Source organism: Ectopseudomonas alcaliphila (genome assembly GCF_900101755.1).
Taxonomy (GTDB): Bacteria; Pseudomonadota; Gammaproteobacteria; order Pseudomonadales; family Pseudomonadaceae; genus Aquipseudomonas; species Aquipseudomonas alcaliphila.
The window spans coordinates 140,396-158,338 of the sequence record NZ_FNAE01000002.1; the positions used below are offsets into that span (position 1 = coordinate 140,396).

Genomic DNA, 17,943 nt, shown 5'->3' on the forward strand with positions numbered 1-17,943 from the left:
TGAGTGCCATTCATTCACGGCAACGCAGACACACGACCATGAATCGCCGCAAAAAGATAAAGCAACTACTCGAGGCTCACGCCAAGAAGGCCAACGCCAAGCTCGCGCCCAAAAGCAACAAACCCAAGTACGTTAGCAAGGCTGACAGGGCGAAGTTGGAGGCTGAAGCGGCTAAAGAGCCTGTCACTCCCGCTGAGTAGAAGTCGGCAAACGGACAGTTTGATCGTTCCCACGCTCCGCGTGGGAACGCAGCCAAGGACGCTCTGCGTCCGTTGCGGTTTAGGCAGAGTCCGCCGACGCAGAGCGTCCCGAACGGAGATGCCCACGCAGAGTGTGAGTACCATCAAAAGCACCCTCTCCCCCGGCCCCTCGGCGTGGGCATCCTGCGTTGCTCTACCTCCTGCATCCATGCAGTCGTCTCCCATGAATGGGAGAGGCGAGCAAAAGCCTCGCGGCTGAAGCGGAATGCCGCCCAGCCCCTCCTACAGGGGCCAGTGGCGTTAGCCGAGGACTTTGTCGGCGGTGTACACCGCCTCGTCGAGAAACACATTCACCGCCGGGTGATCACGCTCGCCCTTGCGGTAGGCGAGGAAGACGCCGCGCTGGATATCCGGCAGCAGCGGCACGGCGGTGACGCCAGGTAGCGTTCGTACCAGGCGCAGGCCGGAGACGATGGAGATGGAGTTGCCCGAGGCAACCATGGCCGCGACCATCTCGAAGCCGGCGCAGTGGGCGTTGATGCGCGGCGCATAGCCCGAGCGGCGGCACAGGTTGGTGATGAATTCGCCGAACGAGCTGCCGGTGGAGTCCAGCGCCCAGGCTTCGTCGCGCAGCTCGGCGATGGTCAGGCTGTCGCGCCTGGCCAGCGCATGGTCGATGGGCAGCAGCACGTGCAGCAGGTCCTGGGTCAGGGGAATCAGCGCGTAGTTCTCGCGGTTCTCGTCAGGCTCCACGGCCAGGTCGTCGATCACCGCCACGTCGATCTGCCAGGCGCCGAGGGCGCTGAGGCTTTCCTGCGGTTCCAGCTCCAGAACCACCACGTTTAGCCGAGGGTAGGCGCTGCGCAACGCGCGCACGGTTTCCGCTATCACCGCCACGGCGATCGAGGGGAAGGCTGCCACGCGCAGTTCACCGGCGATTTCGCCGCGCAGCAGCGCCAGCTCCGAGCGCGCTTCGTCGAGCACCATGAGGATGCGCTCGGCATGCGCCACCAACCGTTCGCCGGCAGGGGTCAGCACCACGCCGCGCCCGCGTCGCTCGATCAGCGCCATATCCGCCTCGCGTTCGAGCTGGGCAACCTGCTGTGAAACGGCCGAAGGCGTCAGGTGCAGCGACTCGGCGGCGGCCGCCATGGTGCGGCAGCGGGCCAGTTCACGCAGGGTGCGCAGGCGGGTGATGTCCATGACGCGATCTCAATAGTTAAGGGTCGCTAACGAATAGGTTAAAAATAAATCAGTATACATAATGATATGGCCGGCCTTAGATAGAGATATCCACACGCGCTGAACCGGGCGCGTGGTTCACCCACATAAAGGCATCACTGAAAACCCGGTTTTCAGCCGTGCCCACAGAAGAAGAATCTCGCCATGGCTATCAGTGTTTTCGACCTGTTCAAAGTCGGTATCGGCCCCTCCAGTTCCCACACCGTCGGCCCGATGCGTGCGGCCGCGCTGTTCACCCACGCCCTGGAAAATCACGGCCACATGCCGCAGGTGACCCGTGTCGCCGCCGAGCTGTACGGCTCGCTGGGCGCCACCGGCAAGGGCCACGGCAGTGACAAGGCAGTGCTGCTCGGCCTCAGCGGCTACGAGCCGGACACCGTCGACGTCGATCAGGTGCCCGGCTACATCGAGGCCATTCGCCGCGACAAGCGCATCGTCCTGGCCGGCAAGCACTCCGTCGCCTTCGACGAGAAGGCCGACCTGAAGATGTTCCGCAAGGCGCTGCCGCTGCACGCCAACGGCCTGCGCTTCGCCGCCTTCGATGCCGCCGGCATTCAGGTGCATGAGGCCACCTATTACTCGGTGGGCGGCGGCTTCGTGGTCAGCGAGGCGATTCTCGCCGACGGCTCCAAGCACAAGGTCATCGCCCCGGACGCCACCAGCCTGCCGTTGCCGTTCAGCAGCGGCGCCGACCTGCTGCGCCTGGCGCGCGAGAACGGCATTGGCATCGCCGAGGTGATGCGCCGCAACGAACGCCATTGGCGCAGTGACGAAGAGACCGATGCCGGCCTGCTGGAAATCTGGAAGGTGATGCAGGCCTGCGTCGACCGTGGCTGCCGCACCGAGGGCATCCTGCCGGGCGGCTTCAAGGTGCGCCGCCGCGCAGCGATCCTGGCGCGCAAGCTGGGCGGCTTCCAGCGCAGCTACCTGGAAGACCCGCTGCGCATGCTCGACTGGGTCAACCTCTGGGCCCTCGCGGTTAACGAAGAGAACGCCGCCGGTGGCCGCGTGGTGACGGCACCGACCAACGGCGCCGCCGGCATCATCCCGGCGGTGCTGCACTACTACGCCAACGCCATTTCCGGCGCCAGCGAGCGCGGCATCATCGACTTCCTGCTGACCGCCGGCGCCATCGGCATCCTGTACAAGGAAAACGCCTCGATCAGCGGCGCCGAAGTCGGCTGCCAGGGCGAAGTCGGCGTGGCCTGCTCAATGGCGGCCGGCGCGCTGTGCGCGGTACTTGGCGGTACGCCCGAGCAGGTCGAGAACGCCGCCGAGATCGGTATGGAGCACCACCTGGGCCTGACCTGCGACCCGGTCGGCGGCCTGGTGCAAATCCCCTGCATCGAGCGCAACGCCATCGCCTCGGTGAAGGCCATCAACGCTGCGCGCATGGCGCTCTACGGCGATGGTTCGCACTACGTGAGCCTGGACAAGGTGATCAAGACCATGCGCGAGACCGGCGCAGACATGCTGACCAAGTACAAGGAAACCGCCCGTGGCGGCCTGGCGGTCAACATCATCGAGTGCTGATTCCCCCGCGCCAGATGCGAAAACGCCGCGAACCCTGGCAGGTTCGCGGCGTTTTTGTTTGTGGCCGGCTTCCCCTCTCCCATCAAGGGGAGAGGGGCGCGAGCTGCGTGGCGTCTAAAGAAACACTAAAAAAGCCGTCATGCCCGCGCAGGCGGGCATCCAGAACCTACGAATCACCTGGGCTCCCGCCTTCGCGGGAGTGACGATAAATGGCTTTTTCAGAACATCGCTAACGCGGCTCGCTCATCAGGCCTTTGACGATGGAGACACAGCCCACCAGCAACACGATGGTGAACGGCAGGCCGGTCGACACGGCCATCGCCTGCAGCGCCACCAGGCCGCCGCCAAGCAGCAGGGCGATGGCGATGACGCCTTCGATGCTGGCCCAGAACACGCGCTGCGGTACCGGTGCGTTGACCTTGCCGCCAGCGGTGATGGTGTCGATCACCAGGGATCCGGAGTCCGACGAGGTGATGAAGAACACCACCACCAGCACGATACCGATGAACGAGGTGATGCCGGTCAGCGGCATTTCGCCGAGCATGCTGAACAGCTTCAACTCCAGACCGGCGTCCTGCGCGCCGGTGAAACCATCCACCAGCAGTTGGTTGATGGCGGTGCCACCGAAGGCGGTCATCCACAACACCGATACCAGCGACGGCACCAGCAATACGGCGATGAGGAACTCACGCACGCTGCGGCCACGGCTGACCCGGGCGATGAACATGCCCACAAACGGCGACCAGCTGATCCACCAGGCCCAGTAGAAGGCCGTCCAACCCTGACTGAAGTTGGCGTCTTCACGGCCGATGGGGTTGGACAGCGCGGGCAGGTACTGCAGGTAGGCGCCGAGGTTCTTGAAGAAACCGGTGAGGATGGCCAGGGTCGGCCCGACGATGATGACGAACAGCAGCAGGGCCATGGCCAGCCCCATGTTGATCTCCGACAGACGCTTGACCCCCTTGTCGAGGCCGGCGACCACCGAAGCCAATGCGATCAGGGTGATGGCAACGATCAGCAGCACCTTGGTGGCGTCCGTGGCCGGAATGCCGAACAGATACTCCACCCCCGCAGCCGCCTGCTCCGCCCCCAGGCCCAGCGAGGTGACCAGGCCGAACAAGGTGGCGAACACCGCGAGAATGTCGACCACATGGCCCGGCCAGCCCCAGACGCGCTCACCGAGGATCGGGTAGAAGATCGAACGGATCGACAGCGGCAGGCCTTTGTTGAACGAGAACAGCGCCAGCGCCAGCGCGACGATGGCGTAGATCGCCCAGGGGTGCAGGCCCCAGTGGAAGATGGTCGCGGCCATGCCCAGGCGCACCGCTTCCTCGGCGTTGCCGGCGGCGCCGCCAAGCGGTGCCCAGTCGGTACGCACGCCGTCTTCACCGACGGTGATGCCGCCCATCGCCGAGCTGTAGTGCGACATGGGTTCGGACACGCCGTAGAACATCAGGCCGATGCCCATACCGGCGGCGAACAGCATGGAGAACCAGCCCATGTAGGTGTAGTCGGGGGTCGCGTCCTTGCCACCGATGCGCACCCTGCCCAGCGGCGAGAGGATCAGCCCGATGCAGAGCAGGACGAAGATGTTGGCGGCGCCAATGAAGAACCAGGCCATGTGATGAGTGAGCCAGTCGCGCACGCCGCTGAACAGCGGTTCGATCTGGTTCTGCAGGGCCAGGGCGAGGATCACGAAGATCACCGCGACCAGCGCGGAGATGGTGAAGACCTTGCCGTGGATGTCGAGGGCGAAGACGAATTGCCCTTTGATGTTGTCCTGACCGATGACGTAATCGGTGTCGATCAGGTTGGCTTCACCGGACGGGGCCGGGATGCCTTCGTGGTTTTCCGCTACGGATGGCGGGGTCGTGTCATGCGAAGGGACGTTTCCCATACTTGGCGTGCTCCTTGATGCGTTTGACTCGCTAGACGAGCGTGAACAGGACTGATGCCCTCCTCCAATTAAAGACGACCTGCAAACGGGTCGAACCAAGAAGGGTAACACATGAATTCCGCTCACTCAGACTCACAGACACATGAGATTCCCGAATAATTCCTCAGGATGTGGCAATTTGCCCGACACTGCCATTCGCCAGATGGCCGTGGCAGGATGATCACGAACACTGCGCAAACCCCGTGGTCAGCTGCACACAGCTTGTGCAAAGGAAGACCCTGCATGCCTGCGGATTTCGGCATTCCCCACCTGTTCGCCTACCTGATCGCCATCACCCACGCCCTCGGCGTGCTGGCCGCGATCCACGCCGTGCTGACCGTGCGCACCGCCCAGGGCGCGCTGGCCTGGGGGCTGTCGCTGTTCTTCATGCCCTACCTGACGCTGCTGCCGTACCTGGTGTTCGGCCGCAGCCGCTTCGATGCCTACGTCAAGGCGCGGCGCCAGGCCGACAAGGAAATGCACCACGCCATGGCCGAACAGGACTGGCGTCCCTGGGTCGAGGAAGCCAAGGCCGCGCACCTGTCGCCGGCCTACGACCGCCTGCGCGCCCTGCCGCGCCTGTCGCATCTACCCGGCCTGATCGGCAACCGCGTCGAACTGCTGATCGATGGCGAGGCCACCTTCGCGGCGATCTTCGCAGCCCTGGCCAACGCCCAGCAGGTGATCCTGCTGCAGTTCTTCATCATCCGTGACGACAGCCTCGGCCGGCGCCTGCAAGACGTATTGCTGGAGCGCGCTGCCGCAGGCGTGCAGGTGCATGTGCTGTATGACGGCGTCGGCAGCCACTCGTTATCCGGCGCCTTCATCGACCGCCTGCGCCGGGGCGGCGTTGAGGTACACGCCTTCCCCACTCGCTCCGGGCTGTTCAATCGCTTTCAGCTGAATTTTCGCAACCACCGCAAGATCGTCGTGGTCGACGGCGAGATCGGCTTTCTCGGCGGACTCAACGTCGGCATCGAATACCTCGGGCAGAAACCACCGCTGGCCCCCTGGCGCGATACCCACGTCGAAGTGCGCGGGCCCGTGGTGGCCAGCCTGCAGGAAGCCTTCGCCGAGGACTGGTACTGGGCCTGCCAGAAGCTGCCACCGCTGCTGATGCCGAGCAAGCAGGACGAGCCCGGCCTGCTCTGCCAGGTGATCGCCAGCGGCCCGGCCGACCCGCAGGAAACCTGCTCGCTGCTGTTCGTCGAGGCGATTCACTCGGCGCGCGAGCGGGTGTGGCTGAGCAGCCCGTACTTCGTACCCGACGAAGCGCTGTTCGCCGCGCTGCGCCTGGCGGTGATGCGCGGCGTGGACGTGCGCCTGCTGCTGCCGGCGCGCCCCGACCACCGCATCGTCTATGCCGCCTCCAGCCTGTACGCATTCGAAGCCTTGCGCGCTGGCGTACGCATCTTCCGTTTCCAACCGGGATTCCTGCACCAGAAGGCGCTGCTGATCGACCATGACACGAGCATGCTGGGCAGCGCCAATCTGGACAACCGTTCCTTCCGCCTCAATTTCGAGGTGAACCTGCTGACCTTCGATGAGGGCTTCAATGCCCAGGTGGCGAACATGCTGGAGGAAGACTTCAGCCGCTCACGCGAACTGGTCAACGCCGACCGGCGCAACCTGCACCGCCTGCAACAACTGGGCATGCGCGTAGCGCGGCTGATCTCGCCGATTCTCTGAGCCCGCTCGTCCACCTGGCAAGGCCGCTTTGGGCCTAAGAGAAAATGCGCTCCACATCACACCGCGATGCGCTGCCCCGACGAACTGCACGTTCGCCTCGAAACTTTTTTTCTTTCACCCCCTCTCAGCACGCGTCTAGCCAGGTGTAACGGCCAACCACCGCAGCGCCGGGTGGCTCGTTCAACGCACCATCGTCAGCCCACAAGGATGTGTCATGCAGTCACTCATTCCATGTCCCGCTTCGTCGCGCACAAGGGTTTTCACGCTCCTCCGTCGCGCCTTCCCTTCGCTGCTATTAACCGCTCTGACAATGGCCCAGACCGCGCAAGCCGCAACCCCCGAAGAAGAGTTGCTGCGCCAGCGTGAGCGCGAGCGCGTACTGCGCGATCAACTGGAGACGCGCCCAGACATCCGCCTCGAAGCCTTGCCTCAAGAAGAGGCGGCGCGCCTGCCACGCGAGGAAACACCTTGCTTTCGCATCGACCAGATCGAGCTGATCGGCGAAGCCGCAGAGCAGTTCCAGTGGGCCTTGCAGGCAGCCAACCCCGAAGATGATCCGGCCCTGGGCCGCTGCCTAGGTTCGCAAGGCATCAACCTGACGATGAAGCGCATCCAGAACGCGATCATCGCCAAGGGCTACGTCACCACACGCGTACTGGCCGGCGCCCAGGATCTGAACAGCGGCGTGCTGACCCTGACCCTGCTACCCGGTCGTATCAGCGATATCCGCTTCGACGAAGAGACCAGCAAACGCGCTAATACCTTCAACGCAATGCCGGCCAGCCCTGGCGACCTGCTCAACCTGCGCGATATCGAACAGGCGCTGGAGAACTTCAAGCGCGTGCCGACTGTGGAGGCCGATATCCGTATCGTACCGGCCAGCGCCAGCGGCGCCAGGCCGGGCGAGAGCGATGTGGTGATCGCCTGGCGCCAGCGCTTCCCGGCACGCGTGAGCTTGTCGCTGGATAATGGCGGCAGCAAGAGCACCGGCAAGTATCAGGGCGCCGTGGCCCTGTCGCTGGACAACCCGCTGACCCTCAACGATTTGTTCTACGCCAGCTTCAACCATGACCTGGGCGGCGGCGAGGATGGCGACCGTGGTTCCAAGGGCCACACGCTTCACTACTCGGTGCCCTACGACTACTGGCAACTGGCGTTCACCAGCAGCGAATACGACTATCACCAGACCATCGCCGGGATTAATCAAGACTTCCTGTACCGTGGCGAGAGCCGCAACAACGAGTTGCGCCTGTCGCGCCTGGTGTACCGCGACGCGGTGCGCAAGACCACGCTATGGGGCAGCCTGTGGACACGCAGCTCGGAGAACTTCATCGACGACACCGAAATCCAGCAACAACGTCGGCGCATGGCAGGCTGGCAGGGTGGCGTCGGCCACCGCGAGTTCATCGGCCCGGCCACCTTCGACCTGAGCCTGAGCTACCGCCGTGGCACCGGTGCGCACCGGGCGCTGGAGGCTCCCGAGCAAAGCTTCGGTGACGGCACCTCGCGCTCGCAGATCATCCTGGCCGACAGCCAATGGCAGGTGCCCTTCAACGTCTATGACCAGCGCCTACGCTACCTCGGCGCCTGGCGTGCGCAATGGAACCGCACCAACCTGGTCCCGCAGGACCGCTTCAGCATCGGCGGGCGCTACACCGTGCGCGGCTTCGATGGCGAAAACATTCTCTCCGCCGACCGTGGCTGGACCCTGAGCAACGAACTGGGCCTGGCCCTTGGTGACAGCGGCCAGGAGCTATACGCCGGCATCGACTACGGCGAGGTCGGCGGCAACTCCGCCGACTACCTGATCGGCCGCCGCCTGGCCGGTGCCGTGGTCGGCCTGCGTGGAGCCTATCGGAATCTGTCCTACGACTGGTCCTGGGGCACGCCGCTGAAGAAGCCCGAAGGCTTCAAGACTGCCGACTACACCAGTGCTTTCACCGTCGTCCTGTCGTTCTGAGGATCGCCCCATGCGCTTCGATACCTTCGACATCACCGCCCCGGCCGTCTTCGACGAGCCATGGAATGAGGCCAACGTACTGGGTGCCACCACCTGGCTGTGGATGCATTCCGAGGCCCACCGCGACGCGCCCCTGCACAGCCTGTCGCGCCTGCTCCTACCGGCGCTCAAGCACCGCCAGTTCGTGCTCGGCAGCGAGAACGGCAGGCCGGTGTTTTACCTGGCCTGGCTGAGCCTGGACGAAGCCGGCGAGCGGCGTTACCTGAGCCATTCGCCGCTGGAAATGGATGAGGCCGACTGGTGCAGCGGCGAGCGCATGTGGATCAACGACTGGGTCGCGCCCTTCGGCAACACCGCCGTGCTCAGCCGCCTGCTGCAAAGCCGCATATTCCCCAACCGCTGCGCTCGCGCGCTTTACCACCGTGGCGAAACACGCGGCCTGAAGGTCAAGACCTTCCATGGCATCGGCGTGATCCCGGAGCAGGCCAAGGCCTGGTTCGCGGCCCATCCACTCGCCAGCGAGACCTGATTCTCTTCAAACGTTACATGCGGTCCGGTACCGCAAATGGAATTGCACATGAACAAGCACCTGCATCGAGTCATCTTCAACAAGGCACGCGGCCTGCTCATGGTGGTGGCGGAGAACGTCAGCAGCCAAGGCAAGGCGCCCGGCACGCGCGATGCCAGTGGGGCTATCCACGGCTGTGTAGCCACTCTGCAGCCCCTGCGCTTCGCCCTGATGGGCGCACTGGGGCTGGTTAGCCTGGCGGTCACTCCGGCCTGGGCTGGCGGCATCGTTGCCGATCCCAATGCGCCCGGCGGCCAACGCCCGCACGTCATTGAAAGTGCCAACGGCACGCCACAAGTGAACATCGCCACGCCCAGCGCTGCCGGGGTTTCACGCAATACCTACAGTCAGTTCGACGTGGATGGCCGCGGGGCGATACTCAATAACTCGCCGACCATCAGCCAGACCCAGATCGGCGGCTGGATCGAGGGCAACCCGAACCTCCGATCGGGCGCGCGAGTGATCCTCAACGAGGTCAATTCCAGCGACCCCAGCCAACTGCGTGGCTACGTGGAAGTGGCCGGGCGCCGTGCCGAGGTGATCATCGCCAACCCGGCCGGGATCACCTGCGACGGCTGCGGCTTCATCAATGCCGACCGCTCCACCCTGACTACTGGCCGCGTGCAGATGGAAGACGGCCGCATCACCGGTTACAAGGTCGAAGGCGGCACCCTGAGCATCACCGGCAAGGGCCTGGACAGCCGCGACAGCGACTACACCGACCTGATTGCCCGCAGCGTCGAGGTCAACGCCGGCATCTGGGCCAAGGATCTCAAGGTCACCGCCGGGCGCAACCAGGTCAACGCCGACAACACCCAGGTCAGCGCTCTCGCCGATGACGGCAGCGCCAAGCCTGAAGTAGCCATCGACGTCGCCCAGCTCGGCGGCATGTATGCCGGCAAGATCAAGCTGGTGGGCACCGAGGCCGGCGTCGGCGTGCGCAACGCCGGGCAGATCGGCGCCATGGCCGGCGAGGTGGTAATCAGCGCCGATGGCAAATTGCAGAACCTCGGCACCGTCAGCAGCGCCGGCGACACTCAGTTGGTCAGCACCCAGGCCATCGATAACAGCGGCAGCCTCTATGCCAAAGGCGACATGCGCCTGAGCAGCCAGGGCAGCATCAAAAACAACGGCGTGGTCGCAGCCCAGGGCAATACTCACCTGCAGGCTGACCGTGTGCAGAGCGGTCGTGATTCGCTGCTGGCCGCCGGTATCGATGCCCTGGGCAACGCCAAAGGTGCCGCCGAACTGAAGATCGAGGCTCGCCAGGTGGCAGCCAACGGCCAGAACCACGCCAGTGGCAAGCTCGACGTGCAGGGCGACAGTCTCGACCTGAGCCACAGCCGCACCCAGGCCGGCGACCTTGACCTGAGCGCCAGCAACGGCGATATCGACCTGAGCGCCAGCCAGATCGACAGCACCGGTAACCTGCAAGCCAGCGCCAGTGGCACCCTGCGCAGCGATGCCGCCAAGGTCAGCGCCGAGCATCTGGCGCTGAGCGCCAAGCACCTGTCCAACGTCGACGGCGAGCTGCTGCAAACCGGCAGCACGGCCAGCACGCTCAAGGCCACCGACAGCCTCGACAACAGCAACGGACGCATCGCCAGCAACGCCGAATCGCTCAGCCTCGAGGCGCAGACCCTGAACAACCAGGGCGGCACGGTCGAACATGCCGGCGACGGCCGCCTGGCATTGAACGCCCAGCGCATCGAAGGCAGCGGCGGCAGCCTGCTGAGCAATGGCCAACTGCATCTGACCGCGCAGCAGGCGGTACTAGCTGGCGGCTACAGCCAGGGGCGCCAGGTATTGATCGACAGCCGCGAGCTGGACAACAGCGACGGTAGCCTCCTCACGACTGAGGGCGGCACGCTGGAAGTGCGCGATGCCCAGCGACTGAACAACAAAGGCGGCACCATCGCCAGCAACGGCGAGGTCAGGCTGACCGCTCAAGAGCTGCTCAACGAGGGCGGCGAACTGCTCGCCGGACGTCTGCTCTCACTCAACACGGCCTACCTGCGTGGCACCGGCAAAGCCCTGAGCCTGGGTGACCTGCTGCTGCGCCAGCAAAGCAACATGAACCTCGCCGGGTTGCTGCAAGCCAACGGCAAGCTGGACGTCGAAGTCGACGGCGCCCTGAACAATGCCGCCCAACTACAGGCCGGACAATCGCTGCTGCTACGCAGCACCACGCTGGACAACGCCAGTGGCGCCGAGTTGAGCGCCAATCAGGTCGACCTGCGTGTCGACGGCCAACTGCTCAACCGTGGCCTGGTCGATGGCCAGCAGGTGCGCGTCCAGGCCGATGAGCTGCACAACCTCGGCACCGGCCAACTCTATGGTGATCGCCTGGCCGTTACCAGCCGGCTACTGTCCAACCGTGACGAGGCCGGTCGCGCCGCCACCCTGGCAGCCCGCGAACGCCTGGACATCGGCGCCGAGACCCTGGAGAACCGCGAGCAGGCATTGATCTTCAGTGCCGGCGACCTGGCCATCGGCGGCGCGCTGGATGCGAATGATCGCGCCAGCGACCGGGCCGAACTGCTGAGCAACGCCAGCGCCACCATCGAAGCGCTCGGCAACCTAGACCTGGCGGTGCGCGAACTGCGCAATACCAACGAACATTTCAGCACAAGCCAAGTGGAGGTTAGCCGCGAGCGACAGCAGGAATATCAGATCAGCAGTTCCCCCAACCGCTATCGCCCCGACCAAATATCCATACACCATGATGAAGTCGATCACCTGACCACACCCGATGGTCGCCGCGACAACTTCAACCGCTACGACTACGACCGCGTTGTCACTGAAACCCGCGTGCTTACCTCGGCGCCCGGGCAAATCCTGGCGGGTGGCAACCTGTCGTTCAGCGGCGAGAGCCTGTTCAATGACAAGAGCCGCATCATCGCCGGCGGTTTGCTGCAGGTCGGCGCCGCCCAGGTGAACAACACCGAGGTGGAAGGCCAACGCATCACCAGCGATATCGGCAGCGTCACCAACTTCTACCGCATCCAGCGCAAGGGCCGTGATCGCCAGGGCACCAACGTGGCCACCTACCGCCCTGCCCCGTTGATCCAGGATATCGACATCAGCCCGACCGAGTTCCGTGGCCAGACGGCAGTCAGCGGCAGCAACACGCAACTCGGCGTACGCCAGAGCAACCAGGTCGACCCAGGCATCGAGGTACAGCTCAACAATGGTCAGGGCGTGGCTGGCCTGGTACGCAGCGGCGGCCTCAACCTCAACCTGCCGAGCAACAACCTGTTCCAGACCAACCCGGAAGGCACCCGCGGCTACCTGATCGAAACCGATCCGCGCTTCGCCAGCTACCGCCGATGGCTGTCGTCTGACTACATGCTGCAACGCCTGAGCGTGGACCCGGCCCTGACCCAACTGCGCCTGGGCGATGGTTTCTACGAGCAGAAGCTGATCCGCGAGCAGATCGCCCAACTCACCGGGCGACGCTTCCTCGACGGCTATGCCGACGACGAGGCGCAATACCGCGCCCTGCTCGACAACGGCGTTACCCTGGCCAGCGAGTGGAACCTGATACCCGGCGTGGCGCTGACCGCCGAGCAGATGGCGCAACTGACCAGCGACCTGGTGTGGCTGGTGGAACGCTCGGTGACCCTGGCCAATGGCGAAACACGCAGGGTGCTGGTGCCCCAGGTCTACATGCGGGTACGCGACGGCGACCTCAACGGCAACGGTGCGCTGATCGCCGGCCAGCAACTCAAACTCGACCTCTCCGGTGACCTGCTCAACAGCGGCAGCATCGGCGGGCGCAGCATCGTGGCGGTGAACGCACGGAACATCGACAACCTCGGTGGGCGCCTTCAAGCCGCCAAGCTCGTGGTTGAGGCGCGCGAGAACCTGAACAACATCGGTGGCTCGATGAGTGCGGTGGATTTGCTCTCGGTCAACGCAGGCAACGATATCCGCGTCGCCTCGACCACCCAGGACAGCGCCAATGCCCAGGGCAGCCGCACGGCGCTATCCCGCGTCGCCAGCCTCTTCGTGAGTGGCAGCGACGGCACACTACAGGTCGGTGCTGGTAATGATCTGCAACTGGATGCCGCGCAAGTCGCCAATGCCGGCCAGGGCGCCACGCTGCTCACGGCCGGGCGCGACCTCAACCTGGGCACGCTATCGGAGGCGCATCAGCAGTCCATCGTCTGGAACAGCAGCAACTGGCGTAACGAAGCCAGCCGCACCGAAGTGGGCTCCGTGATCCAGACCACCGGCGAGCTGCAGCTCAATGCGGGCCAGGACATCAATGCCCGTGGCGCCAGCGTCAACACTGAGAACGGCATGCTGCTGGCGAACGCCGGGCGCGACATCAACCTCACCGAGGCCGAGAACTACCAGTTCGCTGATGAAGCGCACAAGTTCAAAGGCAAGAGCGGGATGTTCTCCAGCACCACCACCACCTTGCGCGATACCGTCGAACAAACCCTCGCCGAAGGCTCGACCTTCAGCGGCGAGCAGGCCTATCTCCAGGCGGGGCGCGACATCACCCTGCGCGGCAGCAATGTCGCCTCGACCGAGCAGACCATTCTGCTGGCCGATAACGACATCCATCTCGACGCAGCGAGTGACCGCATCACCGAGCGCCACGACAAGACCAAGAAGAAAAGCGGCCTGTTCAGCGGTGGCGGCCTCTCGCTGACCATCGGTACGCAGCAACAGAGCGTGGAGGACGACTCAACAAGGCGTACAGCAGTCGGCAGCGTGGTCGGCTCGACCGACGGCGACGTGCTGATCCTGGCCGATGGTGACTATCGTCAGGTTGGCAGCCATGTGGTGGCGCCTAAGGGCAATGTCGACATCAGCGCACAACGCATCGATGTCCTCGAAGCGCGCAACCTCAGTGAGCGCGAGCGCGAAACCAGGTTCAAGCAGAGCGGGCTCTCGGTCAGCATCACCAACCCGGTGGTCAGCGCCATACAAACCGCCGACCAGATGAAGCAGGCGTCGAGCAAGACCGACAACAGCCGCATGCAAGCACTGGCGGTGGTAACCACCGCGCTGGCCGCCAACAATGCCGCCACCGCAGTTGCCCAAGATCCTACGAACGCGGGTGGCATCAACGTCAGTATTTCGCTGGGCACGCAAAAAAGCGCCAACACCGTGGTGCAGCGTAGCGACACCTCCGCCGCGTCCACCATCGCCGCAGGCAACGATGTATCGCTGCAAGCCAGCGGCGCCGGCAGCGATAGCCACATCACCGTGCGCGGTAGCCAGATCAAGGCCGGTAACAATGCATCGCTGGCAGCGGGCGGCGACATCAATCTGCTGGCCGCGACCGATAGCGCCATGCAGCAAAGCGATAGCAGCGGCAGCAGCGCCAGCGTCGGCATCGGCTTTTCGCTTGGCGGCAGCAAGAACGGCTTCTCGCTCAATCTCGGTGTCTCAGGCAATCGTGGTGAGAGTGATGGCGAGGACATCACCCACAGCAACGCACGGGTGGATGCCGGCAATACCCTGCTGCTGCAATCGGGCCGCGACACCAACCTCAAAGGCGCCGTGGCGACCGGCAAGCAGGTCGTGGCCAACGTAGGTCGCGACCTCAATATCGAAAGCCTGCAGGACACCAGCACCTACAAGGTCGACGAGAAGAGCATGGGCGTTGGCCTGAGCCTGTGCATCCCGCCCTTCTGTGCCGGCGCCAGCTCCATCTCCGCCAACTTCGGCAAAACCGATATCGACTCCGAATACGCCAGCGTCATCGAGCAGTCCGGCATCCGTGCCGGTGACGGCGGCTTCCAGATCAACGTAGGTGGCAATACCGACTTGGTCGGTGCCGTCATCACCAGCAGCGACAAAGCCAGCGCCGACGGCCGCAACACACTGAGCACCGCGACGCTGACCACCCGCGATATCAAGAACGAGGCCAAGTACAGCGGCAGCAGCCTCAGCATCGGCGGTGGCTACGGTGCGAATATTGGCAAGGATCAACAAGGCAACGCCCAAGCCGGCCCCGAGCAAACACCGGGCAGCACATTGCCCAACGAGGGCGGCTTCAGCGCCACCATGCCCGTGGCGCTGGGCGCCAAGGATGAGACGAGCAGCGTCACCCATAGCGGCATCAGCGCGGCAGATATCGAGATCCGCGACGATGCCGGCCAGCAGACGCTTACCGGCTCGACCGCCGAACAGACCATCGCCTCGCTCAATCGCGACGTATCGACCGATCGCGATACCTCCAATGCGCTCAAGCCCATCTTCAATGAAGAGGAACTGCGTGCAGGCTTTGAAATTGCCGGTGCATTCACACGAGAGGTCGGGACGTTCCTTGATAACAAGGCCAAGGAGGCCGATGCGAAGAAACGGCAGGCCGAGGAAGCCGAGGCCAGAGCGCTGGATCCCAACAACGGTCTAAGCGACGAGCAGCGCCTGACACTGCTCGACCAATCCCGCAGCCTGCAGCAGGAGGTGCGGCGCATCGGTGACGACTGGGGCGCAGGTGGCACCTACCGACAGATCGCCACCGCCTTGGTAGCCGCCGCCAGCGGTAACATCAGTGCCGGCGGCGGCGAATTCGCCCAAGGCATGGTGGTGAACTACGTGCAACAGCAGGGTGCTGGATACATCGGCAAGCTCGTCGCCGAAGGCAGCCTGCTTGAAGGCAGCCCCGCACATGCGGCACTGCATGCCATTGTCGCATGCGCCGGTGCGGCGGCCAGCAACCAAAGCTGTAGCGGAGGCGCCGCCGGTGCAGCGGCCTCCAGCCTGTTGACCGGGCTGTTCAACGAAACCAGCCCAGACGAAGGACTCGCCGAACGTGAAGCGAAGCGCAACCTGATCGTCAGCCTGGTCAGCGGCCTGGCAGCGGCGAGCGGGGCCGACACCACCAGCGCCACAACGGCGGCTGGCACTGCGGTGGACAACAATTGGCTGGCCAGTCAGCAGATCGTGCAGATGAACAAGGAGTTGGAAGCTGCCGACGGTACTCTGGAAACCCTCAAGGTTCTGGCCAAATGGGGCTATGTCAGCCGGCGCCAGGATGTACTGACCTCGGTGGGTATCGGCAAGGGTCTAGCCGAGTCAGGTTGGAACGATATCGAAGGTTTGGCTCAGTTTCTCTCCGATCCCATCGCAGGACTTAGTGGCCTGAAGCAACTCATCTCCAGCCCAGACGCCCGCCAGGAGCTTGGCGACAGCGTCTTCCGCGAACTTGACGCCAAGATTGATCGAATGACTATTGCCCTGGAACACGGGGGGGATCAGAACGCTGAACAATTGGGCAAGGATCTTGGCGCACTGATCTGGCAGGTAGGCAGCGTAGTCACTGGCGTCGGCGGAATTGCCAAAGGAGGGGTCAAACTGGCAACTGCTGGCGTCAAGCTGGGTAAAGACACGCTGGAGAAGATGGCGACAGATGGGGCCAAGCTGGCGAAAGCAGAGGCGGTCGCTGGAGATGCAGGCAAAGCACTCCCATCCAAACCAACTACCGAGCCACCGGCAAGTACAGGCGCAGACGTAGCAGATACTGGCAAGCCTGCTCATAGCCCCGAAGGCAAGCCTGAACCCCAAAAAGCAGATCCAGCACCTACAGTTGTGCAAATGGACGAGTTCGTGGTCGAACCGTTCAACCCCTACAACAGCAAGAAATTCCAGGCCATGTCGCCTGCGCAGCAAAAGGCGTATCTCAAGGAGTACAACAAGCAGTTGCAAGCGCAGCAGGATGCACTGAACAATTTATCGCTCGATGAATATAAAGCTGCCCGTGACGCCTATAACGACGTGGGGCGTAACCCTGCTTCGGTAGGAGCGCAACAAAAATTTGGTCAAGACTTTGAGATAGCGGTGCGGGAGAGCATCGCGGAGTCATTGATGGCCAAAGGTAAAGACTTTTCCAGCGCAACCACTGAAGCGGCAGAACGGGCCAAGCAAATTCGTTCAGAGCTCGCTGCCTTGCATGATCCAGACATGGTGGCGGGGGGGTGGGGCAGCCCAGAACCTGTCAGAATGGGTAACTCCGTGATCAACTCCTCAATCGGCGCTAGCTGGCCAAGTCGCTTGAAAGCATTGGACGAGGCGGTCGATAACGCTATTGCCAGCGGAGGTGGTGCGGCGAAAATGAATGTGAAATTGGAATTACTTCGAGGCACGTCAAGATGAGAGATGAGTTCTTTCAATCGTTCATCGCTAACATGGGTGAAGCCTGCTACCGAGAGGTTGTACCTACTTCTAGCATTAACAAATATCGTTCGGTGCTCCCAGATGCGCTATTGCGTTACTGGCAGGAAGAAGGTTGGTGTGCGTATGCTAATGGTATGTTCTGGCTTGTTGACCCGGCCCTATACAAGGACACCTTGGACAGCTGGCTACAAGGTACCGACCTTCAGAACATCGACAATTATCATGTCATTGCAAGGGATGCTTTCGGCTCCCTTTATGCTTGGGGAGAGCGCTATCAGCGCAAGATAACCATATCGAGCCTTGCTGGTGGAATTGTCGCATTGAAAAATCAACTGCAAAAAGTAAATCCTCAGCCAGATAGGGCCGTTGGGATTTTTCTGGGCATGTCCAAACCGGAAAACTTCGACTTCCAAGACGAGCAAGGCGAGCCACTTTTTCAACGAGCGCTCAATAAGTTAGGGCCGGTTTCAACTAACGAGATGTACGCCTTCGAACCGGCATTGTGTATCGGTGGGAAGGCCGCCTTGGAAAACCTTGTGAAAGTGGACATGCATATTCACTTGATGATACTCGACCAGCTACGGCGCTGACATCAGAAGAAAAGGGGACACCCATTAGCCGATTTGTGAAGATGCAATTAAATAAATCTGCCCCCTTTTACACACCTTAAAGCTTG

At 63.2% G+C, this 17,943-nt stretch carries 9 protein-coding genes; 7 read left to right on the plus strand and 2 right to left on the minus strand.

Features of this window, described 5'->3' with window-relative positions; genetic code table 11:
- The first annotated feature begins 38 nt into the window (after positions 1-38).
- A complete protein-coding gene (locus BLR77_RS09410) occupies positions 39-200 on the plus strand; it encodes a DUF2986 domain-containing protein (protein ID WP_074677063.1) in 162 nt (53 codons plus the stop codon).
- 300 nt (positions 201-500) lie between these two features.
- Here the strand turns inward: BLR77_RS09410 and BLR77_RS09415 are convergent, their stop codons facing one another.
- Complete coding sequence (locus BLR77_RS09415) at positions 501-1,403, minus strand: LysR family transcriptional regulator (RefSeq protein WP_074677065.1); 903 nt, start codon at positions 1,401-1,403, stop codon at positions 501-503.
- Positions 1,404-1,586: 183 nt separating this feature from the next.
- Between BLR77_RS09415 and BLR77_RS09420 the strand changes: the two genes are divergently transcribed.
- On the plus strand, positions 1,587-2,975 hold the full coding sequence (locus tag BLR77_RS09420; RefSeq protein WP_059391065.1) for an L-serine ammonia-lyase: 1,389 nt from the start codon (positions 1,587-1,589) through the stop codon (positions 2,973-2,975).
- Between the two features lie 229 nt (positions 2,976-3,204).
- Here the strand turns inward: BLR77_RS09420 and BLR77_RS09425 are convergent, their stop codons facing one another.
- Positions 3,205-4,872, minus strand: a complete 1,668-nt coding sequence (locus BLR77_RS09425; protein WP_074677067.1) for a BCCT family transporter — start codon at positions 4,870-4,872, stop codon at positions 3,205-3,207.
- Positions 4,873-5,154: 282 nt separating this feature from the next.
- On the opposite strand from BLR77_RS09425, the gene cls reads away from it, so the two are divergent.
- The 5 genes from cls to BLR77_RS09450 all read left to right on the plus strand — a co-directional run bounded on the left by cls (position 5,155) and on the right by BLR77_RS09450 (position 17,857).
- A complete protein-coding gene (gene cls, locus BLR77_RS09430) occupies positions 5,155-6,600 on the plus strand; it encodes a cardiolipin synthase (RefSeq protein ID WP_074677069.1) in 1,446 nt (481 codons plus the stop codon).
- 310 nt (positions 6,601-6,910) lie between these two features.
- A complete protein-coding gene (locus tag BLR77_RS09435) occupies positions 6,911-8,560 on the plus strand; it encodes a ShlB/FhaC/HecB family hemolysin secretion/activation protein (protein WP_156085547.1) in 1,650 nt (549 codons plus the stop codon).
- Between the two features lie 10 nt (positions 8,561-8,570).
- Positions 8,571-9,089 (plus strand): toxin-activating lysine-acyltransferase, encoded by a 519-nt coding sequence (locus tag BLR77_RS09440; RefSeq protein WP_074677071.1) that lies wholly within the window; start codon positions 8,571-8,573, stop codon positions 9,087-9,089.
- Positions 9,090-9,137: 48 nt separating this feature from the next.
- Positions 9,138-17,246: a two-partner secretion domain-containing protein gene (locus BLR77_RS09445; RefSeq protein WP_074677073.1), complete on the plus strand. Its 8,109-nt coding sequence runs from the start codon at positions 9,138-9,140 to the stop codon at positions 17,244-17,246.
- On the plus strand, positions 17,243-17,857 hold the full coding sequence (locus BLR77_RS09450) for a GAD-like domain-containing protein (protein ID WP_074677075.1): 615 nt from the start codon (positions 17,243-17,245) through the stop codon (positions 17,855-17,857). Before BLR77_RS09445 ends, BLR77_RS09450 begins: the two co-directional genes overlap by 4 nt.
- Positions 17,858-17,943 lie beyond the last annotated feature (86 nt).